Consider the following 23883-nt stretch of genomic DNA (forward strand, 5'->3'; position numbering starts at 1 on the left):
GCCCAGGCCTGGCGGGTCGATTGCAACCGTTACTGGAGCAGGTCGATCGGTGCGTTCGACACCAGCGACGGCGCACCCGGCACAGCGATTTCGGTCGGCAGGCCATCTTCGGCCGCGACCACGTCACGCACCTCGTCCCAGTTCACCCGCAGGTTTTTCGCCAGGTCTTCACGCTTGAGCAGGGCATTGATCACCGCCGTGTGCTTGTCGACCACCGACGGGTTACCGTTATCATCCACCGGCGTATGCGCCTCCAAGTAGACCTTGCCACCGCTAATCCCAAACTTGTAGGCCTCATTGATGATCCGCACCGAGGTGCCGACCGGCACCATACCGGCCATCTCCAGCACGTTGTTATTGAACATGCGGAAGCAGCCGTGGCTGGTTCGGGTACCGATACCGAACTTCATGTTCGAACCGTGAATCAGATAGCCAGGCGTGCCGAGGGTGAACTTGAACGGCCCTAAAGGGTTGTCAGGGCCGGCTGGCACCACATTGGGTAACGGATCGCCGTTGGCGGCATGTTCGGCCTTGATCGAGGCCGGCGGCGTCCAGGTCGGGTTTGGCGTCTTGGCAATAATGCTGGTATGGGCGATCGGTGAGCCCCAACCCTCGCGACCGATCCCCAGCGGGAAGGTATAGACCACGTCCCGGCCTTTCGGGAAGTAGTACAGGCGATATTCGGCCAGGTTGATCACAATGCCTTCGCGTGGCCCCGGCGGTAGGATGAAGCGGGTCGGCAGGACGATATCGGTGCCCGCCCCCGGCAACCAGGCATCGACACCCGGGTTAGCTGCGACCATCTCCGAATAGCCCAGGTCGTAGGTGGTGCCCAGGTCGGCGAAGGTATCTTCATACTTGGCCTGGATCACCTGGACCTGGCCGACGATATCCTCGCCCGGCGGTGGCAGCGGCAATTCCAGCGCGCTAACAGGGCCCGCCGCACACAGCGCGGCAACGGACAGATAACGGGTGACGGCAGGAAAGCGCGACAACATCCGGGGAATCCTTCGCATGATCAACGGTGAAATAAGCACTCATTATACACCGACGCTCCCCCACAACGGGAGCTCGTCCCCGAGGACATTGGCAGCGCTTGAGCGAGGAGACAGACAGGTTTTACAGCTCGAAACGCAATTCCGGCCAGATCGGCGGCGTACCGCGTTTCTGCGATTCGAGAATCGCCCGGCAAAATGGGCACAGGCGCTGGTCGCGGAAGATCGACTTATCCACTCCCGACCAGCGTGGTTGCGCTGGCAGCAAAGTGCCGCAGAGCGTCCGGTCGGCGGAGCCACCCAACTCCAACTGACGCGTAACCAGATGTACCCGCACTTCCTGGCAGGCGAACAGGTCCAACTGCTCGTCAGGTTCGATCAGTTGATAAGCAAATAGGGACCAGGCGGGACGCTGCATCGGCGGCTCCAAATCGGGGGCGCCACCTTAGCCGAAAAATCGCTGCTAAAAAAGCTCAAAGCAGCGGTTTCAAGGTCGGCCAGACGTTATCGAGCAACTTGCTCTGACCCGCCGGTGCCGGGTGAATGCCGTCGGCCTGCATCAGTTCTGGATGACCGCCCACGCCGTCGAGGAAAAACGGTACCAGCGGGATGTTCTTCTCCTGAGCCAATGTCGGATACACCTCGGCAAACGCCTTGAGGTAACGCGCACCATAGTTGGGCGGCAATTGCATGCCCAGTAGCAGAACCTTGGCGCCGCTGGCTTGGGATTGGTCGATCATCGATGCAAGGTTTTGTTTCAATTGCGCCGGCAACTGCCCGCGCAGGCCATCGTTGCCCCCCAGTTCGAGAATCACCAGGTCCGGTTTATGCTCGGCAAGCAGCGCGGGCAGCCGTGCCTGGCCACCGGCACTGGTGTCGCCACTGATGGAGGCATTGACCACTTTGTCCTTGAAACCCTCGTCCTTGAGGCGCCTTTCGAGCAATGACACCCAACCGACACGGGTATCCAGGCCGAAAGCTGCGCTGATACTATCGCCAACAATCAGAACTGTACCTGCCGCCGCGCTCTGGGCCATGCACAGCAAGGCCAGGCCGGTACTCAAAAACCACACTCGCATCGGATTCTCCATGAGCCAAAGCATTCTCACCGCGCAGAACCTTAGCAAAGTGGTTCCCAGCGCGGAAGGTGAGCTGACCATCTTGCACCCTTTGAGCTTGACGTTGAACAAGGGCGACAGCCTGGCCATCGTCGGTGCCTCGGGCTCCGGCAAATCCACCCTGCTTGGCCTGCTGGCCGGCCTCGACCTGCCCAGCAGCGGTGAAGTCACCCTCGCCGGGCGTGCCCTGAGCAGCCTGGACGAGGATCAACGTGCGCGAATCCGCGCCGAACACGTCGGCTTCGTGTTCCAGAGCTTCCAGTTGCTCGACAGCCTCAACGCCCTGGAGAACGTCATGCTGCCGCTGGAATTGGATGGCCGCCACGACGCCCGCGAGCGTGCCCGCCACCTGCTGGAACGGGTCGGCCTGGGCCAGCGCCTGACTCATTCGCCGCGCCAGTTGTCCGGTGGCGAGCAGCAACGGGTGGCCATCGCCCGGGCCTTTGCCGCCGAGCCGGAGGTGCTGTTCGCCGATGAACCGACTGGCAACCTCGACAGCCACACGGGCGAACGTATCAGCGACCTGTTGTTCGAATTGAACAAGGAGCGCGGTACCACACTGGTGCTGGTGACCCACGACGAACGCCTGGCCCACCGCTGCCGGCGCCTGATCCGCCTTGACGCCGGCCAACTGGTCGGCCCCCTGGAGCCTTGATGGCACGCTTGCCGCTGTTACGTCTGTTTAGCCTTGCTGGCCGCCAGCTCATGCGCGACGCCCGTGCCGGCGAGCTGCGGGTATTGTTTTTCGCCCTGCTGGTCGCCGTGGCAACCAGCACTGCCATCGGCTATTTCGGCGCCCGCCTGAACGACGCGATGATGCTGCGCGCCACCGAATTCCTCGCTGCCGACCTGGTGCTCGAGGGTACCTCGCCAGCGCACCCGGAACAGATCCGCAGTGGCCGTGACCTGGGCCTGGAGCATGCGCGGATCGTCGAGTTCGCCAGCGTGATCGCCACCGACAACGGCATCCAACTGTCGAGCATCAAGGCCGTCGACGACCGCTATCCCTTGCGCGGCGAACTGAAAAGCGCCGCCGAGCCGTTTGGCACCGAAACCGCCGGTGGCGAACCCCGCCCCGGCGAGGCCTGGGTCGAAGCCCGGCTGATGACGGCGCTGGGCCTGAAAATTGGCGACAGCATCGATGTCGGTATGAAGACCCTGCGCCTGGCACGGGTACTCACCTATGAGCCAGACCGGGCCGGCAACTTCTACAGCCTGACTCCCCGTGTACTGATCAACCTCACGGACCTGCAAGCCACCGGCGTGGTGCAGCCCGGCAGCCGGGTCAGCTATCGGGAACTCTGGCGGGGCCCGGCCAGCGCCCTGGCCACTTATCGCGACCTGCTCAAACCGGGACTGGAGGCGAACCAACGCCTGCTGGATGCCCGCGACGGCAACCAGCAGATCGGGGGAGCCCTGGGCAAGGCCGAGCGCTACCTAAACATGGCAAGCCTGGTGGCGGTTCTACTGTCCGGGGTGGCCGTGGCCCTCAGTGCGGCACGCTTCGCCGCCCGCCGTTTCGATGCCAGCGCCCTGCTGCGCTGTCTCGGGCTGTCGCGCCGGGAAACCATGGCACTGTTCAGCCTGCAGTTGGCGATCCTTGGTCTGCTCGCCAGTATCGGCGGAGCCCTGGTCGGCTGGCTGGCACAACTGGGGTTGTTCTATCTGCTGCACGACCTGTTGCCCGCCGATGTGCCGCCTGGCGGCCTGATGCCAGCCGTGGCCGGTATCGGCACTGGCCTGGTGGCCCTGGCCGGTTTCGCTCTGCCGCCGCTGGCCGCGCTGGGCCGGGTACCGCCGCTACGGGTACTGCGCCGCGACCTGCTGCCGATCCCTGCCAGCACCTGGCTGGTCTACGGCGCGGCGCTGCTCGCTCTGGGCTTGATCATGTGGCGCCTGAGCCTCGACCTGGTGCTGACCTTTGCCCTGCTCGGCGGCGGTGTGATGGCCGCGCTACTGCTCGGGGGCCTGCTACTCCTCGGCCTGCAAAGCCTGCGTCGACTGCTGGCCGGGGCAGCACTGCCCTGGCGCCTGGGACTGGGCCAGTTGCTACGCCATCCGCTGGCAGCCGCCGGCCAATCCCTGGCCTTCGGCCTGATCCTGCTATCCATGGCGCTGATCGCGCTGCTGCGCGGCGAGTTGCTGGACACCTGGCAGAACCAATTGCCCAAGAACGCGCCGAACTATTTCGCCCTGAATATCCTGCCGGCGGACAAAGACGGCTTCCGTGACCACCTGATCAAGCTGTCGGCGCAATCGGCACCGATCTACCCGGTGGTGCCGGGTCGCCTGATCAGCATCAACGGCAAGCCGGTGCAGGAGATCGTCAGCAAGGACTCCAGCGGTGACCGCGCGATCCAGCGCGACCTCAGCCTGACCTGGGCCGCCGACCTGCCGCCGGGTAACACGCTGACGGCCGGCAGTTGGTGGTCGGCGCGACTGGGAGGCGATATTCCCGGTGTTTCAGTGGAGGCCAAGGTTGCCGACAGCCTGAAACTCAAGCTCGGCGATCACCTGGTGTTCACCGTCGGTGGCGCCAACCGCGAAGCGCGGGTGACCAGCTTACGCAGTATCAACTGGGACAACTTCCAGCCGAACTTCTTTATGATCTTCCAGCCCGGCACCTTGCAGAACCTGCCGGCAACCTACCTGACCAGCTTCTATCTGGCACCGGGGTATGACAAGGACATCGTCGAGCTGGCTCGGGACTTCCCGGCGGTGACCGTCTTGCAGGTCGAGGCCTTGCTCGAACAACTGCGCAGCATCCTGGCGCAAGTCACCATCGCGGTCGAGTACGTGTTGCTGTTCGTCCTCGCGGCGGGCATGGCGGTGCTGTTCTCCGGCTTGCAGGCAACCCTCGACGAACGTATTCGCCAGGGTGCGCTGTTGCGGGCGCTGGGGGCGGAGCGACGATTGCTGGTCAAGGCCCGGCGGATCGAGTTCGGCCTGCTGGGCGCGGTCAGTGGCCTGCTGGCAGCGCTGGGCGCAGAGCTGGCGAGCCTGGTGTTGTACCGGTTCGCCTTCGACCTGCCCTGGCACCCTCATCCATGGCTATTGCTGCTGCCAGTGATCGGTGCGTTGATGATCGGCGGCGCGGGCGTATTCGGTACCCGTCGGGCACTGAATGCCAGTCCGCTGACAGTGCTGCGCGAGGGTTGATCGACTCGCGTCCCTGTTCACTTGATCGATTGACGATGGGCCGTTACTCACAACGACCTGAGCAACGGTGCCATCATCGACCACCACTCACAAAATCGATAGGGATGTTCAGCGTAGAGACAAGCGATAGCCGCGACTAACAGTTGCGATCACCCAGCTTTATTATCGCAACTGTTAGCCAAACCTTCCCTGGCAAACGCTGCTACCTGCGGACAGGTTGCGCTTGTTCTGTTAAATCCGTCCGCTGGTAGGCGTCGTCGATAGGCGCAATGTTCGAGAGATCCCGACCGCGTGTTTCCGGTAAGAGCGCCAGGGCAACCAATGCGATGAAATACCCCATGAAGCAGAAAAGAGCGATTGAACTCAACAGGCCGAGATATTCAGCGGTTACCCCCACCAGCGCAACGCTCATCGCCCCCATCGACTTGCCAACGTTGTAGGAAAAGCCCATGCACGTCGTTCGAATCCGAGTTGGAAAAAGCTCCGACAACATGGGACCGACACCTGCAAATACGCCATTGATACCCATACCCACCGGCAGCCCCAACAACGTCAACAGCCATGCATTCATTGGCACGAGAAGGTAAACGCCGGTCAGGAATGCGGAGAACAGACAGAACGCCATCATGGTGAACCGACGCCCCAGGGAATCGTTCAGGTAAGCGAAGCATACTTGCCCGATAAAGGAGCCAACGCTCATCATCGTTATCATCATGGCAACAGACGATGCAGGCAAGTGGCGGACCTGGGCCAGCATCGTCGGTAGCCAGACCATGATGGCGTAGCTGCCCCCTTGCAGCCCGGTAATCAGCAATGCGGCGAGAAGACTGGAGCGCCGAACATCCTTGTGAAACGAGGAGCGCCATGTCGCCTCTGCTACCCCGCCCGTCACGGCTTTGGCCTCGCTGAAGATTTTCGGCTCAGGAATATATCGGCGCAACATCAGCACAAACACGGCCGGAATAACACCAATCCAGAACGCCATCCTCCAGGCTATGGACTCCGGGAAATACGCCAAAAGCAAACCGGTAACCATCGCGGCGAGCGCCCATCCAATGGAGAAGCCGCTTTGCACGAGACCTAGCGCTTTTCCTCGATGCGCTGGGTTGATGACTTCAGCCATCAGTGCCGCCCCGACAGCCCATTCCGCACCGAACCCTATCCCCTGCAACGCTCTCACGACCAGCAATTGATGATAAGACTGGGTGAACCCGGCAACGACACTGAAGCCGGTAAACCAGATAATTGCCCACGTTAGGATACGTACCCGCCCATAACGATCGCTCAGAATACCCGCCACCCATCCTCCCAAGGCAGTGGAGAGCAAAGAGGAGGTTACAATCAATCCCGCTTCCGGTTTAGAGAAATGCCACGTTGCCATCAGCACAGGCAGCAGAAACGCCAAAACCTGATTATCAAACGTATCCAGAGTCCAACCGCCGAAGCAGCCCCAAAATGTTCTCCGCTCTATCGGGCTAGCCGCTTTGTACCAGTCAAAAGCCTTCATAATCGATCTCCTCCTCGGATGAGACAGGCTGCGCTTGCCACGCTCGCAGTACTGTCTCAACGGCATTTCCTCAGGGCAGCGCGACGTACAGACACTACTTTCGCGCGACATTCATTTAATTGTTCTTGTCTTTATGAAACGTCACTGCATAGGGCAACCGCACTAATCTCCACCATCGCCCCATAATGGAGTTCACCGCACGGCACCACCGTTCGAGCCGGTGCCGGATCACCGATAAACTGTCGATAAAGCTCATTGACACGCGGCCAGTTATCAATGTTTGAAACATAAATCTGGACGCTCACCAGCGCTCCCACATCGGTCCCTGCCGCGAGGAGCACTTCACGCATATTTGAAAGGGCTTGCAGGACCTGTGCATCAAGTCCTTCTGGAAGGGTGAGAGGGGTGTCGGTTGTCAGCGGTAGTTGACCCGATACGAAAACAAAGCCATTCGCCTTGGTTGCCTGGGCATAGTGCCCCCTCGGCAAAGGAGCTTTCTGAGTGAGGATGTGTTCTATCAAAGCGTTCTCCACCAATAGAAATACAGAGGAATTCCGCTCCGTCGCGCTCGCAGCACTCAAGGTTATCGATGCGCAATGGAATTTTTGTTTTAACGAAATCGATTTCGATAAGAAATCTACCATTGCTTTCTGAAAAGTTCAATCGCAAAAACACAGATTTACGAAAACGTTTTCTGTCTAAAATTCAAACAGCCACCTGATATGGCAAAATTGATTCTAACTCACTGATAACCATATTTTTTTCTTTGAAATAATTCGTAATAACGATGCGTCATCGGCGAAAAGCAAATCACACTATTCGTCTTTTTATGCCGAGAGCCTGTCTTTATTTCGAAAACGTTTATCTTGTGGAGAAACAGCCGCATTCGTCGGTTTCACCCTAACGGAGTCAGGGGTGATAAAATCGTTTTCGATGCATCAATCACGGTTGCTCCAGTAGAGGTGAAATGAACATTCAAGCATTTGCAGCCACGCTCAACCTCTCCATCAGCACTGTTTCGAAGGCGCTCAATGGGCGGGAGGACGTCAGCCCCGCAACCCGTAAGCGCATACTCGAAGCGGCAGCGTCACTCGGCTTTTCTCCGGATCCTTCCGCACGCCGCTTGCGGCGCAAAGCGGCCGACACCATCGCGTTCGTCCTCTCGCCTCCCCAGACATCATTCGCTCACCCCTTCTTTCTGGACATGCTGATGGGCGTGAATGAAGCAATGGACGATACCGGTCATCAGGTTATCGTTGCTTCCGCACGAAGCGTGGAAGCGGAAATGGATCTGTTTAAACGACTGATCAAACGCCAGCGTGTCGACGCCCTGCTCTTCGCACGCACGCGTCGACACGACGAGCGCATCGCCTACCTTCTCGAACAGGACATTCCTTTTGTCGCTTTCGGCAGAAGCGAAACATCCAACAGTTTTCCCTATGTCGATATCGATCATTACGTCGTCGGCCGCTCCGGTTGTGCACGATTCATCGCATTAGGTCATCGCCGGATTGCCCTCGTTCATGCTCCCGAGTACCTGATGTTCAGTCACCTCGAACATGCGGGGTATGTAGAGGCTCTGCGTGCCGCGGGAATCCACTACGATGAAACGCTTTGTGTAGAAGCCGAGATATCTGAAGAAGGCGGGGCGGACGCCGCGCGTCGGCTGCTTACACTCCCAGACCCACCCACGGCCATCGTGTGCGGCCATGACTTGATAGCGCTAGGCGTGTTACGTGGCATTGCCGAAACAGGCAAAGCAGCGGGGCGCGATGTCGGCGTCATTGGTGGCGACAATCATCCAATCGGCCGCTTTGTACAGCCCTCGCTGACGACCTTTTCGGCTGAGACGTATCGTGCGGGTAAGCGAATGGCGCAAATGTTACTTGAGCGACTAGCGGGCAAGCCCCCTCAGGAACTGCAGGAAGTCTGGACACCGGAACTGATCATTCGCGCTTCCGACGGTCCTTACCGTGAGCAAAGTCAGAGCTCTGCGAAGGACAAACTTGTATCGCCTAAGCAATCAGCCTGAGCCACGTCATGCCGGTTGATGAGGGGTATAGCAGAAGAGCGGATACATTTCGTACAGAGCCTAGAAGAACAAGAGGCTCAACACTCACATTGTGCCTCTTGCTTCTACTGACCGACTTGCGGCCCAAGCCGATCTAACCACGCATGGCCATTTGTCGTGCAGTCAGATGGACGCGGTCAACTCAGGTACGATCTCAAACAGATCGCCTACCAGACCGTAGTCAGCCACTGCGAATATCGGTGCCTCTGGATCTTTGTTGATCGCCACAATCACTTTGCTGTCTTTCATACCCGCCAAATGCTGAATCGCCCCCGAAATGCCGATAGCAAAATAAAGATCAGGTGCAACAATCTTCCCCGTTTGTCCCACTTGATAATCGTTCGGGACAAAACCGGCATCCACCGCCGCACGGGAAGCGCCCAGTGCCGCACCTAACTTGTCTGCCAGCGGGCGCAGCATATCCTGGTAATACTCACCATTGCCCAGGCCACGGCCGCCCGAAACGACGATCCGTGCAGCCGTCAACTCCGGACGGTCCATCTTCGCGATCTGTCGGCTTATAAATGTCGACAGGCCCTGGTCCGGTGCGGCTGGTACCTGTTCGATCGGTGCATCTGCGCCCGTGGCTGCGACGGCTTCGAATCCGGTGGTCCGGACCGTCACAACCTTCACGCTATCTTCGGATTGCACCGTAGCGATCAGACCTCCCGCGTAGATCGGACGCTGAAAGGTGTCCGGACTTTCAACCGCGATCACATCACTGATCTGCGCCACGTCCAGCGCTGCAGCAATACGCGGCGCGATATTCTTGCCGAAGGCAGTCGCGGGCGCAAAAATATGGCTGTAATTCCTCGCCAGCTGCATCACGGTAGCTTGAACATTTTCTGACAACTGATCCGCAAGGTGTGCTGCCTGGGCAACCAGAACCCGCCGAATGCCGACGATCTTCGATGCCGCATCGACCGCCTGCTGCACATCGTGCCCAACAATAAGCAAATCGATATCGCCGCCCACCATTTTTGCCGCGCCAAGCGTATTCAGCGTTGCTGGTTTGACTGATGTATTGTCATGTTCGCCAATTACCAGAATAGTCATTTTCTACCCCGCTCTATAGAACGTTAGTTTCATTCAGTTTTTCGATCAACGTCCGGACATCCGGCACCTTGATGCCTGCCGCCCGATTCGCCGGCGCCGCCACGCGCAACGTTTTCAATCGCGGGGTCACGTCCACGCCGAGTATCTGCGGGGTGATGACGTCCAAAGGCTTCTTCTTGGCCTTCATGATGTTAGGCAGGGTGGCATAGCGCGGATCATTGAGTCGCAGGTCCGTCGTTACCACCGCGGGAAGCGTAAGCGAGAGCGTTTCAAGTCCACCATCGATCTCACGGGTCACTTGAAGCTGACCCGCCGCGAGCGAAATTTCTGAAGCGAAAGTTGCCTGCGCAAGCCCGGCTAAGGCAGCGAGCATTTGGCCAGTCTGGTTACTATCGTCGTCAATGGCCTGCTTGCCCAAAATGATCAATTGTGGGGATTCGCGAGCGACGACTGCGTGGAGAAGCTTGGCCACGGCAAGCGGTTGTAATTCAACTGAAGAGTCGACGAGTATTGCCCGATCAGCCCCCATTGCGAGCGCGACCCGCAGTGTCTCCTGGCATTGCGACGGTCCACACGAGACCACCACCACCTCGCTCACCGCGCCGATTTCCTTCAACCGGACAGCTTCCTCCACCGCAATTTCGTCGAATGGATTAATAGACATTTTCACGTTGGCGAGTTCCACACCGCTTCCATCGGCTTTGGGCCGAACTTTCACGTTATAGTCGACAACACGCTTAACTGATACTAGTGCTTTCACTACTCTGCCCTCCGCAAAATAAACAACAAGTTTGCACCTGTGGCCCGAAGACTCCACTTCGAATCAACGATTCGATGTGCGCCAAGTTGCTATCGAAGTTGAACCATCCGCTCAATGAACCATCCACGACTTATTCGTCCCTGAATACATAGAATAAATGCAGTAACTGACACTGACTTTGGATGGGATAACAACAAAGTCCACCTTTTGCCGACTAGGCCGATCCGGTCGCGTGCCAAAAAGCTTCGAAATCCGCGTCGCGTTTTTCAGTAAACGCATCCAGCCCTTCCTGCCATTCGGCGCGTGGAACGTCGCTTACCGAACGCTGCACCCGCGCCCAGTCATATGCCGCATGGGCATGCAGATTGCGCTTCGCGGTCAAAAGTGCGCCAGGAGGTGCCTTGGAAACAATCTCCTGTGCCCATGCAACAGCTCTTTCGACAACAGACTCACGTGGCGCCAGTGCATTGATCAAGCCCCGGGAAAGCCCCTCGGCGCTCCCCACTCGTCTGCCGCTCACAATCAGCTCCAGGGCGACACGCGACCCCACCATCGATTGAAGAAGTGCCAGAGCGGTATTGGGAATGACCCCGCGCGATACTTCCGGCAGGGAGAACCATGCCTCTTCGGCGGCGACGACCAGGTCACACGCAAGCGAGAGTTCAAAACCGCCACCTAACGCCGCTCCTTGTACCGCCGCAATAACGACCCGAGGCTCCTCAACCAGCCGTTTGAACAACAGCGCGGGGTCGGTCGCGGGGTCAGCGCGCTCCATCCATCCATCGCGCAAATCGTCGATATTCGCACCGGCGCAAAAGGCCGTGCCACTCGAAGCAATCACAATGGCACGCGCAGCCGCGGCGCCACTTAGCTCAAGCGCGTCGAACACTTCGCCGACAAGCTGGCGGGACAGTGCATTGCGCCGTTCCGGGTCGTTCAGGGTGATGACGGCAATGCCGTCGCGCATCTCGAATAGGATCTTTGTAAAATTTCCAGACATTTTTCACCTCGCCGGTGCAGTAGAGACTGACGCGGAGCTCACGCTCGCCGCCCTCTTAAGCAAATGAGTTCGAATCGCCTCCGAAATCGCTGTCGGCTCGCGACGCTCAACGTCGATGAGCACGCAGACCGCTCGTGCAGACGCGCAACACTGAGAGCCAACGAACAATCCTTGCGCCAGCTCAAATGACGTGCGCCCGACTCTGATGGTGCTAGAACCGATCTCGACAACTCCCGGAAAATAGACCTCGTTCAAAAAGTCAATCGACAGATGTGCTATCACCACGATCTTGCCAGCCATCGACGCTTTTAAGGCTTCGTCGGCTAGGATTTCCATTCGAGCCGCTTCGAATAGCGTCGATATCACCGCGTTGTTCACGTGGTGGAACTGATCGGTATCTGCGTTGCGCAGCTTCTCTTGCGTCCAGAAAGCACACTCTTCACGTGCCAGAGCAGGGTTGGGTCCAGCACGGTTCGATGTTGATACAGCGCCAGTTGACATGTCGCTTACCCCTCTTGCAGATGTACCGTCGCCTCATGCTCGGTGCGCAGATAGAGCGTCTCGGCCATGGGTTGGCGCATCTCCTCCAGCACATGCCCGACCAATCCAACGGCTCGTGCCGCGACCGCCAAACCACGACAGATTTTCCACGGGATACCCATCTCCGAGGCGACAGCCCCCATGGCTCCGGTCACATTCAAGGGAAGCGGACGACCGGCCTGATGTGTTGCTTGCTCGGCGATCGCACTCATCAGTGCAACGTAGGGCCCGTCATACCCGGTTTCTTTCGCAACCTGGAACAACGCGACACTGCGCGGGTCGATCGGCTTGTGAAATGGATGTCCGATACCCGGGATAATTTCCTTGCGCGAACGATAACCCGCAACGATCTCGGCGGCCTTTGCCTGCGGATCCGCTAGGGTGGTATTGGCGGGAATTGTTTCCTGCAACAATTTCGCGGCGTTGTCGAGCGAGCCGACAAACACTGACCCCAGCCCCAGCAGCCCAGCAGCCACCGCCGCCTGAACGGCCTCCGGCGCACCGCAATAGGTAAATCGCGTGGCCAAGGACGAAGGCGTGATTCCATGCTCGACCAGAATGACCATCATTGCGTTGAACATCCGCAACTCACGTTGTTCAGGCAGCCGGCCGAACAGTTGTAAGAAAGTCATCTGCCCAAAATCGATCTTCCCCACTATTTCCTCGCACAGATCAAGCCCGTGAATAACCACTTTTGACGGGGTTGCCCAGGCGATATCCGACCTCACTTGAGACTCTTTCATTATTTAGCTACCTATTGTTGTGATACCGCAATTAAACGGACAGTTCGCTGGCTGCCATCTCGCGTAATTTAGTCTTTAAAATCTTTACGCCATTCGGGCCAGGTTTCTCCGGAAACTCATCTACAAAAACAATACGTTTCGGCACTTTGTAGTTGGCGATCCCTGCCTTGCAGTAAGTAAGCAACTCTGTTTCAGACAACTGCGCGTCGATTGATCTGACGAAAGCCACGGCCACATCGCCCGTGCCTGGCTTTTTCACGGAAACCACCTGTGCACCGATAACACTCTCGTGCTGAATCAGAAACCGCTCGATTTCCGAAGGATCGACCAGATAGCCGCCGAGGCGCATGCCGTCATTGAGCCTTGCCAGGTAAATGAAACCATCGACCGTGCGTCGCACCAGGTCTCCGGTCTTGAACCAACCATCTGGGGTGAACGCGTCGGCAGTTGCGGTATCGTTATTCAAATAACCAGTCATAATGTTGTAACCGGTTATCTGCAATTCACCTTGGTTGCCTTCGGCAACTTCCAGACCACTGTCACTGTCCACAACACGTATGCGAATCTCTGTAGATACCGGTGAGCCGCCACCCAGTGCGCGAACTTGCGGATCGTCATGTGGATAACGTGTCGCCGCAATGGCGAGACACTCCGACATACCATATAGGCCGGTGAGCAACAGATTTAAGTCTTGTTCGGCTTTTTTGCAGATCTTTTGTCCAAGGCCTGCAAACTCGGTGAAACCGCCGCGCCGCCATGAACTGAGCGAATAGTCGGTGGTATCGAAAATTCGCTCAAACAGTCCATCTGAACCGAAACTGTGTGTGACGCCATACCGCTCGATCGCTTGTGCGGCCTCCTCGCCTTTGAACACCGGCATCAAGACACAGGCCGCACCTGCCGCGAGTGCCGCGAGTGCTTGCACAAACCCGAGGACACCATACAACGGCAACGCGCAAAGCATCACATCGCCGGGGCGAACTTCCAGCGCACGCGCGACGTTCAATGCGTGTTTCGCGATACCCATCTGCGTGTGCAGCGCCAGTTTCGGATGCCCAGTGGTTCCCGATGTGCTGAACGTAATCAGTGGTAACTGAGTCGACGCTATTGACTCGAAGGAATTCACTACTGCCTCATAGTTAATAAGGCCAGCATTTATATCAACGCTAAGAATATGCTCAAGGGTTGAGTTGTTCGACTTGAGCGAAGCCGCAGCACCTTGATAGTCATAGTCAAGAAACGCCGTGGCGATCACCAATCCTTTGGCGCGGCTCAGTTCAATTACGTGATTCGCTTCGGCAACCTTGTAACGGGTACTGATCGGTACAACGATCACACCCATTGAAGCCGCTGCGAAAAACAATTGTAACCACGCGGGGCTGTCCGGCAGCCAAACAGCAAGGACGTCACCTGCGGCAAAACCCAGAGATATAAGATAACTTGCCGAACTAGCTGCTCCAGCGCTGAGCTCGGCTCGGCTCAAGGACAACCCGCCGAAATGGCAGGCAGGTAGCCCGGGATGATGCGCCAACAGCTCTGTAAACGCCTGAATCGGCAAATCGGTAGTGGAGATAGTGTCGTGAGCGAACGGGCTCAAAGTTCTCGGCAAGACCGGCTCAATCACAGCAGAAGTCTTTTTCAACATGATGGCCTTCCACAGAGTCTTATACGCAAAGCGCATATCGCGCAATTTGCAGGCGTTGCATTTCCGAGGTTCCTTCGCCGATACGGAAAGCCCGTGCGTCACGATAAAAACGCTCGATCGGAAGCTCGCACATGTAGCCCATGCCACCGAATATCTGTAAGGCGCGGTCCGCGACACGGCAGCCCATTTCGCTCGCATACAACTTAGCCCGAGCGGTCGCGATCCTGGCCTGAGGCACATCGGCCTCCACCAGCTCCGCGGCCCGTTGAATAAGCAATCGTGCCGCTTCGATCTCGACATCGTTGTCCGCGATCATCAATTGGATCGCTTGATGATTGGCAATCGCGGTGCCGGAAGCCGTGCGTTCATTTGCATACTCGCAAGACATGGCGTGGGCGCGCGCCGCAAGGCTGGTCGAGCGGCATGCGGAAAGAATCCGGTCGTGGTTGATCGACTCCATCATGACCAAGAAGCCATCCCCCGGCTCGCCGAGCACATCGGCATCCGGCACAAAACAATCTTCCAACGAGAAGCCGTTGAGATGGTAACCACGCCAGCCCATTTTCTTGTATCGAGTCATGCCGACAACGCCTGGGTTGCGTCTCTCGACAATAAACGTCGTTAACTTGCTCTTGAGGGAAGCTTCGGGATCGGTGACGGCAAGGACGATGATGTAATCCGAGGTTTCCGCATGCGAAATAAAGTGTTTGCTGCCGGTGAGCAACCAGCCCCCCTCGGTCTTGGTGGCACGCGTGCGCAGATTGCTCAAATCGGAGCCGGCGTTCGGTTCGGTCAAAGCGTAGGTCAGGATCTTTTTACCCGACAGCAGATCGGGAAGAAGTCGATCCTGCTGTTGTGCGTTGCATCGCCCAAGCGACAGTGGGAGATGACCAAATACCTCGCTTAACGGCACAGACGTGTAAGTCATCTCCTCCAAGATCGCCAGCTTGGCGGCAGCGTTAAGACCTGGACCACCAATCGACTCAGGAAGGTTGAAGCCATACAGCCCCAGCGCCGCGACTTCAGAGCGCAACTGAGCGAGCAATGCTTCGTCGACGTCGTCGGCGATCTCGATTGCCTCCTCCAGCGGCACTAAGCGCGAGCGCACGAAACGGCGTGTCGTTGCGCGGAGCATTTCGATGTCTTCACTGTCCATTATTATTCTCCGAGGTGTTTTGACGAAAACGATTTCGGATGAATATAGATATGCATTACTGGAATTGCAAGAGCATAGATCCATAATTTCGAAAACGTTTTCGATTTATCATGAACACCACGTGTCCAAGCGCCCGCGTGACGATAAAATCAGTCGTTGACAGTGATCAGCGGCAAGCCGTGGGAAGAACGCAGAATCAGCTCCGGCGTCCAGACTTCCTGCAGTTGCTCGGGCGACTGACCATTCATCAGCGCCAGCAGTAGTTCGACCATGCGCTGCCCGGCGGCAACGGTCGGTGCGGAAAAAGTGGTCAGCGGGGGGGTCAGGTAGGGGCCGAGCGGATGATCGTCACAGCCGATGATTCCGATGTCATGCCCTGGACGCCGGCCGGTTTCGAGAACCGCCTGGATCGCCCCAGCAGCCATCAGATCGTGCCCGCACATGATCGCCGTCGGTGGGTTGTTCAGCGCCAGCAATTGACGTGCACCGCTCATCCCCCCCTCTTTACTCATAGGTGCCTCAACCACCAACGCAGGATCGAAGGGAATCCGCGCAGCCTCGAGTGCCGCGCGACAACCGTCTTGCAAATGTCGGCTCATCATCAACTCCGCCGGCGGGCTCAGCAGGCCGATTCGTTGATGCCCCATGGCAATAAAGCGCGCGGTACCATCGCGCCCGGCAATCGTGCGATCAATGTCCACGTAGGGAAAAGGCTCGCCCGTTTCACTTCTGCCCAAGGTGGCAAAGGGCACCTTGCGCTCTTGAAGGTAGCGGATTCGCGGGTCGTCGCAGCAAGTCCTGCCGAACATCACCGCATCGACACGATGACGTTCGACCAGACGGCGAAAACTTTCAAGTTCACCCTCAGGGGTTCGCCCAGAGACGATGACCAACTGAAACGGCGTCTTCTCCAAAGCCTGATCGATGCCCATGAGCAGGTCGAGAAAGAATGGATGAGCGAAATGAGTTTGCGGCGGCGACAACACGAAGCCAATCGTCTCGGACGTCTGCGTGCGCAATCGTCGACCGGCCGGGTCGACCACAAAACCAAACTTCTGGGCCGCTTCAAGCACCCGTTTGCGCGTAGCCTCCCCCACGTCCGGGCGGTTGTTGAGGGCTTTTGAAACAGTGGATACCGCTATCCCCAGATGACGGGCAAGCCCTGCAATGTTGATTCGCTGTTCCAATGGAAGCTCCGCCGTGGTTCCGCATTTTTGCGAAGGGTTACTCTACCATCGCTGTGCATGGCGTAGTCGATGGCTGACCCGAAGCGAGCACAAGCCAACGGTCAACGCGCGGTCTCTGGTTCCGGCATCAGCCACATGAACATTGGATTTTTTAAGCGACCAATTCGCGGGGTGGATAGTCTTTGGTTGCTCTTGCATCGCTCGCCTGGATGGGAGAAATTTCATGGACGAGCGCCTCGACCGGCATGTCCGGGTCTTTCTGGGCGACTGTCCAGCAGATGTCGCTGATGCCATCCAAGGATGGCTGGCCGAGCGTGTTAGCGAGCCTGATCTCGAACTGGATAAGCACCTCGGTTTTCTCAAGAGTGCGGAGGAAATGCTGTTAAGCCACAATGCACAGCACCGGATGGGTACACATAACTTTTCAAAAAGGAGGCGGCATTGCCCACAAACATCATTACTCGCGGTGGCCACGACACCCTTAAGGCAGAGCTCGATCACTTGTGGCGAGTCTACCGACCCGAGATCACCCAAAAAGTAACATGGGCGGCATCCCTCGGCGACCGAAGTGAAAACGCGGATTACCAGTACAACAAAAAGCTGCTACGCGAAATAGATCGAAGGGTCAGGTATCTGCGCAAGCGATTGGAAGATGTCAGAGTCGTCGATTACTCCCCCGAGCAGGAGGGAAAGGTGTTTTTCGGCGCCTGGGTTGAAGTAGAAAATGACGATGGCGAGATCAAGAAATTCCGGATCGTAGGCTACGACGAAATCTACGGGCGCAACGACTACATCTCGATAGACTCGCCCATGGCCCGAGCCCTGCTGAAGAAAGAACGAGGTGATGAGGTCGTGGTACAAACACCCAACGGTGCGGCTACCTGGTACGTCAGCAGCGTTACTTATGAGAACTCGCCCGATATAGCTGGCACCCCGCTTCCCACAAACACTTGAAATCATCGGCTCATTCGCCAGACCTTGAACGGCAGCAACGCCTGGTCGGCCACCTGCCGGTCGGTCTCCGTCGCCGCGATCTGATGAGCATTCTCGTCTGAATGGGCATCGGCAATCATTATGCCACTATCATTGGCGCAATCAGAGAATTGCATAAATGCAGGCCTGGACCACTTAATCTGGTGCTTAAATATAGCTGCGCAGACTAGTGGTCGGTACGGTTAGTTTGTTAGCTCAAGTTCCGATGCCACACGTCAATGACCAAAGCGTCGTGACGAGTCATAGCCAGCTATGACGAGGAATAACAACGCAAGCCAGGAGCTGGTATCGCCGAAATTGACTAATAGAACTCACTATACAGGACACTAGGTGAAAGGTCCGATCCTAATGGTTGTCGTGCCTTTCGATCTCGGTTTGTCGACGCGTGTTTTGCCCAAAAAAATTAACAAAAAATAAGGGATTTCTTAATGAGCCTTACCCGAAGAGATTTTTCGAAAATTTTAGGTGCGAGTGCGATTGCGAGCGTTGCCAGTCCTCTAATGCTTAACAGCTCATTCGCAATGTCAAACCCCAAAAATAATAATCCTGAGATAAAGCGTGGAATATACCTAATAAAAAATGCAGCTATAATTACAGTTGATCCGCATATCGGAACCTTACCCATGGCGGATATTATAATAAGAAATGGTATTATCGATCGTATTGGAAAAAACCTTAGTGACGTGGACGCAGAAATTATCGATGCGACCAATATGATTGTTATGCCTGGTTTTGTGAATGCGCATTATCATATGTGGAGCGCGATCGGAAGAAGTTTCACAGCCAAGAAAGAAGGATTCTCTTACTATCCAGCAAAATTTGCAACGTCCGCACTTTATACGCCAGACGATTTTTATAATAGTGTTATGCTGGCATCTGCTGAGCTCGTAAATGGAGGAACAACTACCGTCCATAATTGGTCACACAACACGCGATCGCCAGAACACGCGGACGCGGAGCTGCGTGCACACCAAGAATCCTTTATGCGTGCACGGTATTCATATGGTCATGTCGATCGACTGGCAGCGGATAAAATAAACCCTTACAATGATATAGATAGAGTTCAGCGGCAATGGTTTGGAATAAATGATAAATTTGAAGGAATGGTACACTTAGGATTGAATTTACGAGGCACATTGCAAAGTGACGAAGCGACATTTTACAAGGAAATGGAGTACGCAAAAAAAGTACGATTACCGGTTGCTATTCATGCGCCACAAGAGGGACCTAACAGTGCTGATGCGGTAGAGTACGAAAAGCGCCAATATCTCGGGCCAGACTTCCTAATCGCACACTACATATCCGCGAGAGATGAAGACCTTGCGGCCATGGCCAGAACCAAAACCCCAATTACAATAGCTACCCACTCCGAGCTCAGATTGAGTAGTACCGGTGACGCGCGAGCCGTAATAATGAAAATGCGAGAGTCAGGTCTCTGCATATCCCTTTCTTCCGATGCAACATCTATCGCACCGCCTGACATGTTCGAAATGATGCGCTTTACATGGAATCTGGGGGTTCCCTGGACACATACGCCAAGCGCAAATTTCAGTCCAATTGGCATACCGGAAGTCATTAAAATGGCGACACTCAATGGTGCCATCGCATTAGGACTGGGCGAAATAACAGGCTCTATAAGCGAGGGAAAAAGAGCCGACATTATCATGATCCGAGCTGATGATTTAAATATCGCTCCCGTAAGCGATATCGAAACCGCAGTAGTGCAAAGCGCTACCAGCAACAACGTTGATACAGTTTTTATTGATGGAAAGATAATTAAGCGTAGTGGACGGCTAATTGCCTATAATGAGACGAGTATAATCGCTAAAGCGCAGAGTTCGGCAAAAAGAATACATGCCGCTGCCGGTGATCTACTAGAGCCTTAGCTTTAAATCGAGTTGCTCTTGTTTCGCAGAGGTTTTTTGGCTCACGCCATGGATGATAAAAACGCTATGCTATACATTCAAAAATGCTCTAATATCTAAATCCATATACATTATGGATGTGGAGTGGGATGAGTAGCTTATCGCACAGATTGGGCTGGAATGACCTGAAGCTCGTCATGGCGGTCGCCGAGACAGGGAGTTTATCCGGGGCCGCAACGAGGCTATGTGTCAATGCATCAACAGTATTTCGGCGCCTACGGCAGCTTGAGACTCAGCTTTCTACTCCTCTATTTCAACGCCACAGAACACGCTATGAACTAACCGCAGCCGGCATAGCAGTCGTTGAGCTCGCCCATCGGATTGATGAGGACATCGATAGCGTAGTGCAAAGCCTGTCGGAGGATAATACTCAACCTACTGGCGAGCTTCGGTTGACTACGAATGACACATTGCTGTTTCATGTGTTAATGCCAATGTTAATAGCATTCAAGAAACAGCAGCCAAAAATCAGAATAAAGATAACCATCGATAACAACGCATTAAATTTGGCGACATCCGATTCTGACGTGGCATTACGTGCGACAGATGCACCACCAGAGAATCTTGCCGGCCGATGCCTAGGAAGGACTAATTGGGATCTATACGGTCGATCAATGGACTACACTAATCGCATCCTGCCTCGGGGAGCAGAAATACTTCAGTGCGATTGGGTCACTTTATGTGACAATCTTTCGTCATTATCCCCAGCTAAATTTATAAAAAAAAATATTCCAACAGAACGAGTAGTTTTTTCTGTAAACTCTGTATTGTCACTTGCTGATGCTATTGAGGCAGGCTTTGGAATTGGCTACCTTCCGTGCTTCGTTGGAGATGCGAGGGACTCGTTAGTGAAGCTTGAAGGTCCATTATTAAATTTTGGACATGATCTTTGGTTTCTCTTCCATCCTCATATGCGAAGGTCGGCTATAGTGCGGGAATTTATTAATTTTGCCACTAGAGAGCTCAAGATATACTGAAATCTTTTAGTTCGCCACCCTGCTATCGTCCAGCGAAGATAACCGTTGTAAAATTTCCTGGTGACGGAAGAGTGCTTCCTTTCACAACAACGTCTCTTGAATAACCGCCATCATAAAAATTTATATTTATATATTTTTGTCGGACGCAAAGCCCAATCACTTTAAACCTGCCAATAGATCTATGCTTAAATCCAAACCATTGGTTGACACACTTAAAAATATTAACAACTAGCAATCGCACCATTGCAAATCAATTAACAACGAATGACTCCTATCTTGAATCCCAGCCTTACTTGCACGAAGGCTGGTTTTTTTGAAAAAATAGTCACGCGCAGATTTGTACAGTTAGCGCCCCACGAGCCTGATAGATAATATTATTAATCAGGAGCTATAGCATTAAGTACGAAATCAAAATCCAAAGTGTAGTAAGGTTCAGTGCAACTTAGGCCGTCGGGCGTCGTTCCGCTCACGTGATAATTCCACTCAGCGATCAATGAGGAACGCACACCGAAGACAGCATCAGAATCGAGGTATTCGCCATTCTCTTGAAAAACATGCGTGACCAAACGTTCGTAACCATCAGCAGAAATCATAAAATGCAAATGGGCGGGCCTCCAAGGATGACGATTCAACGCCTTGATTAGCGTTCCCACCGGCCCGTCGCTCGGAATAGGGTATGCCTTTGGCACGATAGTCTTAAATCGATAGGCTCCCTGGGCATCAGCACGCAGGACAGCACGACCTTGATATTCGGTCAATTGTTCGTATTGCACGTCGTAAAATCCGAGATCGTCAGCCTGCCAGACCTCTATTTCGGCGTAAGGCACCGGCTCGCCATCCAGGCCTCGAATCGTGCCACTGACCCACCAAGGAATTCCTTGCATGCCATTGCTGATGTCCGCGCCTAACTCATACCGTGGTGCGTCGCTGACATGGAAGGGGCCGAACACAGTCGCCTCAGTACAGCCCTGAGGTTTTCTATGGTTTTGCGCGACAATTAACGTCGAAAGCCCAAGCGTATCAGACAGCAGGATAAATTCTTGGCGGGCAGTAGAACATATTTTTCCAGTAGCGGTTAAGAACTCAATACCCTTGAGCCACTCATCTTCGGTCAGCTTGACATCTCTGGCAAATGCATGCAGATGCTGAACTAAGCTCGTCATTATTTGATGAAGACGAGGGTCTTCGGTGTCAGCATTACGAGCGAGCACCGCTTGAGTAATGGTTTGCTCGTCAAGGTTTCGCATAGATCATTTCCTCTTGTACGTTTTTTGTAGATTGTAGTACAGATAAAGAACATTCAGATACACTATAATGCCACTCAGCGATGTACGACAGCTCAAAAAAGAAATTGTTAATTTCGCATTTGAAATAATTTATTAGTCGTGAGGCACAAGCTTTATGGATCGACTTACCGAGCTAGAACTGCTTGTTTACACAGCCGAATTGGGAACATTAAGCAAAGCTGCCGGATTACTTGAGATTTCTACTGCGTCTGCCACTCGCCATCTAGCAGCATTAGAGCAACGCCTAAACGTTAGACTAATTGAGCGTAACACCCGACGACTATCACTTACTCCAGCGGGACACGAATTTGTCGGCCATTGCAAAAACATACTCAGTCAGCTCCGTGAAGCAGAGACATCAATAACAACCTCACTGGTGGAGCCTAGCGGGACCTTGACTATTACCGCATCTATTTCCTTTTCGATGCTCCATATTGCGCCTATTTTGCCGGCTTTTAAAAAGCTCTACCCACAAATCAAGATCAAAATCCTCGGTGAAAATCGCTATGATGATATTATTGATAATGGCATTGACTTAGCTATCAGAACCCGAGAATTCGAGCCTGACTCTAATATCACCATACGCCGCCTGGCCCAGACCCGCCGGGTCCTAGCGGCCTCTCCGGAATACTTACGCCATCGAGGAACGCCCAAGCACGTAGAGGATCTATGTAATCATGACATAATGATATACAACCACGCACACCAACATCGAATTCTAAATTTTTCAAACAACGGAAAAAACAGATCAATTAAAATCGATCCGCTTTTGGAAACAAATGATGGGCAAATTGCACGCGCTGCTGCAATTGCAGGGGCGGGTATTCTGGTACAACCAAAATATATTGTACATGACGACCTGATTGCCGGACGTCTAATACCGGTATTAGATGAATGGCGACTTCCCGATCTAACGATTAATATGGCATTTCAGGAGCGGCGCTACCTGCCTGCCAGAACTAGAATTTTTATCGATTTCATGATAAGTGTATTTGAAAAAGAAAAATACGAACTATACTGGATGCGCTAATCAACCGGGCAAATCTCCATATCTTAATCACGTCTATCCTAGTCAAATAAGGCCTTTTGAAAAAATTGATTTTCCTCCTTGAGGCGACAACACTTCTCATAAGAGTATTGCTTTAAAAAGGGCGCAGACACACGCCCTTCTACTGCTTTAACATAACCATGCTCTGGCATATGGTGTTGGCTTTGCATCCTACGGTTTAAGCGAGTACCAATAAAGACGAATATTAAAATACTGTCCTTTATCTTATATAGATAATAACCAATGTAAACCCGTAGAAAAAATTACCTTCTCGCCCCTCTGCTCATGGTATCTAAGAAATTTGGATAACGGGTGTTGGTTGATAAGCAAGCAGCTTCCATCCTTGCGATTCGTTTATCCACACTGCCAGCATCTTATTTCTTAGCTGCTTCTTTTTACCATCTACGGTAATTTCTGCATTCATCTCACCGCGCACTAATGCAGTATTATCTATTATAATAATAGAATCAATCGGATGCTCTATATGATGGTAAATATAAAACCCAGCCTCGCACTTTCTTAAGTAACTGGACAAACTGTCTACCGACCCCGATGAGTGAGCATAGGAAAGCTCGGAATGCATAAGTTTAGAAAGCCCTACAAAGTCTCTCGCAACCATAGCTCGGTAGCGTTTATTTTCAAGCTCACGAATAATAGAATCAATTTTACTCATGTCACTCATATACACTCCTTAAACGTCAGATAGAGAATTTATCT

The 23883-nt window shown here is 54.4% G+C and carries 23 protein-coding genes; 7 read left to right on the plus strand and 16 right to left on the minus strand.

Going from position 1 to position 23883, the window contains the following annotated elements:
- Positions 1 to 29: 29 nt before the first annotated feature.
- The 3 genes from AWM79_RS23265 to AWM79_RS23275 form a co-directional block, all read right to left on the minus strand.
- Positions 30 to 998: a L,D-transpeptidase family protein gene (locus AWM79_RS23265; protein ID WP_017134261.1), complete on the minus strand. Its 969-nt coding sequence runs from the start codon at positions 996 to 998 to the stop codon at positions 30 to 32.
- A gap of 121 nt (positions 999 to 1119) precedes the next feature.
- The gene (locus AWM79_RS23270; protein WP_017134262.1) at positions 1120 to 1413 is read right to left on the minus strand and encodes a hypothetical protein; all 294 of its coding nucleotides are present in this window, start codon (positions 1411 to 1413) and stop codon (positions 1120 to 1122) included.
- A 55-nt stretch (positions 1414 to 1468) separates the two neighbouring features.
- Positions 1469 to 2074, minus strand: coding sequence for an arylesterase (locus AWM79_RS23275; protein ID WP_017134263.1), 606 nt, complete (start codon positions 2072 to 2074; stop codon positions 1469 to 1471).
- A 10-nt stretch (positions 2075 to 2084) separates the two neighbouring features.
- On the opposite strand from AWM79_RS23275, the gene AWM79_RS23280 reads away from it, so the two are divergent.
- Positions 2085 to 2768 (plus strand): ABC transporter ATP-binding protein, encoded by a 684-nt coding sequence (locus tag AWM79_RS23280; RefSeq protein ID WP_017134264.1) that lies wholly within the window; start codon positions 2085 to 2087, stop codon positions 2766 to 2768.
- A complete protein-coding gene (locus AWM79_RS23285) occupies positions 2768 to 5272 on the plus strand; it encodes an ABC transporter permease (RefSeq protein WP_060783864.1) in 2505 nt (834 codons plus the stop codon). The genes AWM79_RS23280 and AWM79_RS23285 overlap by 1 nt, the downstream gene beginning before the upstream one ends.
- A 202-nt stretch (positions 5273 to 5474) precedes the next feature.
- Here the strand turns inward: AWM79_RS23285 and AWM79_RS23290 are convergent, their stop codons facing one another.
- Positions 5475 to 6779 carry an MFS transporter gene (locus AWM79_RS23290; RefSeq protein WP_017134266.1) on the minus strand — a complete coding sequence of 435 codons (1305 nt, stop codon included), beginning with the start codon at positions 6777 to 6779 and terminating at the stop codon, positions 5475 to 5477.
- 131 nt (positions 6780 to 6910) lie between these two features.
- Positions 6911 to 7423, minus strand: coding sequence for a RidA family protein (locus tag AWM79_RS23295; RefSeq protein WP_017134267.1), 513 nt, complete (start codon positions 7421 to 7423; stop codon positions 6911 to 6913).
- A 323-nt stretch (positions 7424 to 7746) separates the two neighbouring features.
- Here AWM79_RS23295 and AWM79_RS23300 point away from each other — a divergent pair, with 323 nt between their 5' ends.
- Complete coding sequence (locus tag AWM79_RS23300) at positions 7747 to 8811, plus strand: LacI family DNA-binding transcriptional regulator (RefSeq protein WP_017134268.1); 1065 nt, start codon at positions 7747 to 7749, stop codon at positions 8809 to 8811.
- A 162-nt stretch (positions 8812 to 8973) separates the two neighbouring features.
- Here AWM79_RS23300 and AWM79_RS23305 read toward each other — a convergent pair whose 3' ends face one another.
- The 9 genes from AWM79_RS23305 to AWM79_RS23345 all read right to left on the minus strand — a co-directional run bounded on the left by AWM79_RS23305 (position 8974) and on the right by AWM79_RS23345 (position 17286).
- Positions 8974 to 9906, minus strand: a complete 933-nt coding sequence (locus AWM79_RS23305) for an electron transfer flavoprotein subunit alpha/FixB family protein (RefSeq protein ID WP_026013445.1) — start codon at positions 9904 to 9906, stop codon at positions 8974 to 8976.
- Positions 9907 to 9919: 13 nt separating this feature from the next.
- Positions 9920 to 10666, minus strand: coding sequence for an electron transfer flavoprotein subunit beta/FixA family protein (locus tag AWM79_RS23310; RefSeq protein WP_026013446.1), 747 nt, complete (start codon positions 10664 to 10666; stop codon positions 9920 to 9922).
- 214 nt (positions 10667 to 10880) lie between these two features.
- On the minus strand, positions 10881 to 11666 hold the full coding sequence (locus tag AWM79_RS23315; RefSeq protein ID WP_143063221.1) for an enoyl-CoA hydratase/isomerase family protein: 786 nt from the start codon (positions 11664 to 11666) through the stop codon (positions 10881 to 10883).
- Between the two features lie 3 nt (positions 11667 to 11669).
- On the minus strand, positions 11670 to 12167 hold the full coding sequence (locus AWM79_RS23320) for an acyl-CoA thioesterase (RefSeq protein ID WP_017134272.1): 498 nt from the start codon (positions 12165 to 12167) through the stop codon (positions 11670 to 11672).
- A gap of 5 nt (positions 12168 to 12172) precedes the next feature.
- On the minus strand, positions 12173 to 12949 hold the full coding sequence (locus AWM79_RS23325) for a citryl-CoA lyase (protein ID WP_060783865.1): 777 nt from the start codon (positions 12947 to 12949) through the stop codon (positions 12173 to 12175).
- A gap of 31 nt (positions 12950 to 12980) precedes the next feature.
- On the minus strand, positions 12981 to 14594 hold the full coding sequence (locus AWM79_RS23330; RefSeq protein ID WP_143063220.1) for an AMP-binding protein: 1614 nt from the start codon (positions 14592 to 14594) through the stop codon (positions 12981 to 12983).
- A gap of 19 nt (positions 14595 to 14613) precedes the next feature.
- A complete protein-coding gene (locus tag AWM79_RS23335) occupies positions 14614 to 15750 on the minus strand; it encodes an acyl-CoA dehydrogenase family protein (RefSeq protein ID WP_017134274.1) in 1137 nt (378 codons plus the stop codon).
- A 149-nt stretch (positions 15751 to 15899) separates the two neighbouring features.
- Complete coding sequence (locus tag AWM79_RS23340) at positions 15900 to 16937, minus strand: LacI family DNA-binding transcriptional regulator (protein WP_208599919.1); 1038 nt, start codon at positions 16935 to 16937, stop codon at positions 15900 to 15902.
- 151 nt (positions 16938 to 17088) lie between these two features.
- Positions 17089 to 17286 (minus strand): hypothetical protein, encoded by a 198-nt coding sequence (locus AWM79_RS23345; RefSeq protein ID WP_017134276.1) that lies wholly within the window; start codon positions 17284 to 17286, stop codon positions 17089 to 17091.
- 92 nt (positions 17287 to 17378) lie between these two features.
- Between AWM79_RS23345 and greB the strand changes: the two genes are divergently transcribed.
- The 3 genes from greB (at position 17379) to AWM79_RS24690 (ending at position 20832) form a co-directional block, all read left to right on the plus strand.
- Complete coding sequence (greB, locus tag AWM79_RS23350) at positions 17379 to 17891, plus strand: transcription elongation factor GreB (RefSeq protein WP_017134277.1); 513 nt, start codon at positions 17379 to 17381, stop codon at positions 17889 to 17891.
- Between the two features lie 467 nt (positions 17892 to 18358).
- Positions 18359 to 19816, plus strand: a complete 1458-nt coding sequence (locus tag AWM79_RS23355) for an amidohydrolase family protein (RefSeq protein ID WP_026013448.1) — start codon at positions 18359 to 18361, stop codon at positions 19814 to 19816.
- 128 nt (positions 19817 to 19944) lie between these two features.
- Positions 19945 to 20832, plus strand: a complete 888-nt coding sequence (locus AWM79_RS24690; protein WP_074861817.1) for a LysR family transcriptional regulator — start codon at positions 19945 to 19947, stop codon at positions 20830 to 20832.
- 377 nt (positions 20833 to 21209) lie between these two features.
- Here AWM79_RS24690 and AWM79_RS23360 read toward each other — a convergent pair whose 3' ends face one another.
- Complete coding sequence (locus tag AWM79_RS23360; protein ID WP_017134280.1) at positions 21210 to 22079, minus strand: intradiol ring-cleavage dioxygenase; 870 nt, start codon at positions 22077 to 22079, stop codon at positions 21210 to 21212.
- Between the two features lie 154 nt (positions 22080 to 22233).
- Here AWM79_RS23360 and AWM79_RS23365 point away from each other — a divergent pair, with 154 nt between their 5' ends.
- Positions 22234 to 23148: a LysR family transcriptional regulator gene (locus AWM79_RS23365; protein ID WP_060783866.1), complete on the plus strand. Its 915-nt coding sequence runs from the start codon at positions 22234 to 22236 to the stop codon at positions 23146 to 23148.
- Positions 23149 to 23458: 310 nt separating this feature from the next.
- Here the strand turns inward: AWM79_RS23365 and AWM79_RS23370 are convergent, their stop codons facing one another.
- Positions 23459 to 23848: a nuclear transport factor 2 family protein gene (locus AWM79_RS23370; RefSeq protein ID WP_017134281.1), complete on the minus strand. Its 390-nt coding sequence runs from the start codon at positions 23846 to 23848 to the stop codon at positions 23459 to 23461.
- Positions 23849 to 23883: the final 35 nt, after the last annotated feature.

Origin of the sequence: Pseudomonas agarici, from assembly GCF_001543125.1 — a bacterium.
Lineage (GTDB): Bacteria > Pseudomonadota > Gammaproteobacteria > Pseudomonadales > Pseudomonadaceae > Aquipseudomonas > Aquipseudomonas agarici.

What these genes read in the sequence shown, in the direction of transcription:
- AWM79_RS23355 (WP_026013448.1), top strand. Translation starts at nt 18,359, where the DNA reads ATGAGCCTTACCCGAAGAGATTTTTCGAAAATTTTAGGTGCGAGTGCG.
- AWM79_RS23285 (WP_060783864.1), top strand. Translation starts at nt 2,768, where the DNA reads ATGGCACGCTTGCCGCTGTTACGTCTGTTTAGCCTTGCTGGCCGCCAG.
- AWM79_RS23325 (WP_060783865.1), bottom strand. Translation starts at nt 12,949, where the DNA reads ATGAAAGAGTCTCAAGTGAGGTCGGATATCGCCTGGGCAACCCCGTCA.
- AWM79_RS23280 (WP_017134264.1), top strand. Translation starts at nt 2,085, where the DNA reads ATGAGCCAAAGCATTCTCACCGCGCAGAACCTTAGCAAAGTGGTTCCC.
- AWM79_RS23295 (WP_017134267.1), bottom strand. Translation starts at nt 7,423, where the DNA reads ATGGTAGATTTCTTATCGAAATCGATTTCGTTAAAACAAAAATTCCAT.
- AWM79_RS23270 (WP_017134262.1), bottom strand. Translation starts at nt 1,413, where the DNA reads ATGCAGCGTCCCGCCTGGTCCCTATTTGCTTATCAACTGATCGAACCT.
- AWM79_RS23335 (WP_017134274.1), bottom strand. Translation starts at nt 15,750, where the DNA reads ATGGACAGTGAAGACATCGAAATGCTCCGCGCAACGACACGCCGTTTC.
- AWM79_RS23320 (WP_017134272.1), bottom strand. Translation starts at nt 12,167, where the DNA reads ATGTCAACTGGCGCTGTATCAACATCGAACCGTGCTGGACCCAACCCT.
- AWM79_RS23275 (WP_017134263.1), bottom strand. Translation starts at nt 2,074, where the DNA reads ATGCGAGTGTGGTTTTTGAGTACCGGCCTGGCCTTGCTGTGCATGGCC.
- AWM79_RS24690 (WP_074861817.1), top strand. Translation starts at nt 19,945, where the DNA reads ATGAGTAGCTTATCGCACAGATTGGGCTGGAATGACCTGAAGCTCGTC.
- AWM79_RS23315 (WP_143063221.1), bottom strand. Translation starts at nt 11,666, where the DNA reads ATGTCTGGAAATTTTACAAAGATCCTATTCGAGATGCGCGACGGCATT.
- AWM79_RS23300 (WP_017134268.1), top strand. Translation starts at nt 7,747, where the DNA reads ATGAACATTCAAGCATTTGCAGCCACGCTCAACCTCTCCATCAGCACT.
- AWM79_RS23305 (WP_026013445.1), bottom strand. Translation starts at nt 9,906, where the DNA reads ATGACTATTCTGGTAATTGGCGAACATGACAATACATCAGTCAAACCA.
- AWM79_RS23365 (WP_060783866.1), top strand. Translation starts at nt 22,234, where the DNA reads ATGGATCGACTTACCGAGCTAGAACTGCTTGTTTACACAGCCGAATTG.
- AWM79_RS23370 (WP_017134281.1), bottom strand. Translation starts at nt 23,848, where the DNA reads ATGAGTGACATGAGTAAAATTGATTCTATTATTCGTGAGCTTGAAAAT.
- AWM79_RS23330 (WP_143063220.1), bottom strand. Translation starts at nt 14,594, where the DNA reads ATGTTGAAAAAGACTTCTGCTGTGATTGAGCCGGTCTTGCCGAGAACT.
- AWM79_RS23265 (WP_017134261.1), bottom strand. Translation starts at nt 998, where the DNA reads ATGTTGTCGCGCTTTCCTGCCGTCACCCGTTATCTGTCCGTTGCCGCG.
- AWM79_RS23360 (WP_017134280.1), bottom strand. Translation starts at nt 22,079, where the DNA reads ATGCGAAACCTTGACGAGCAAACCATTACTCAAGCGGTGCTCGCTCGT.
- AWM79_RS23290 (WP_017134266.1), bottom strand. Translation starts at nt 6,779, where the DNA reads ATGAAGGCTTTTGACTGGTACAAAGCGGCTAGCCCGATAGAGCGGAGA.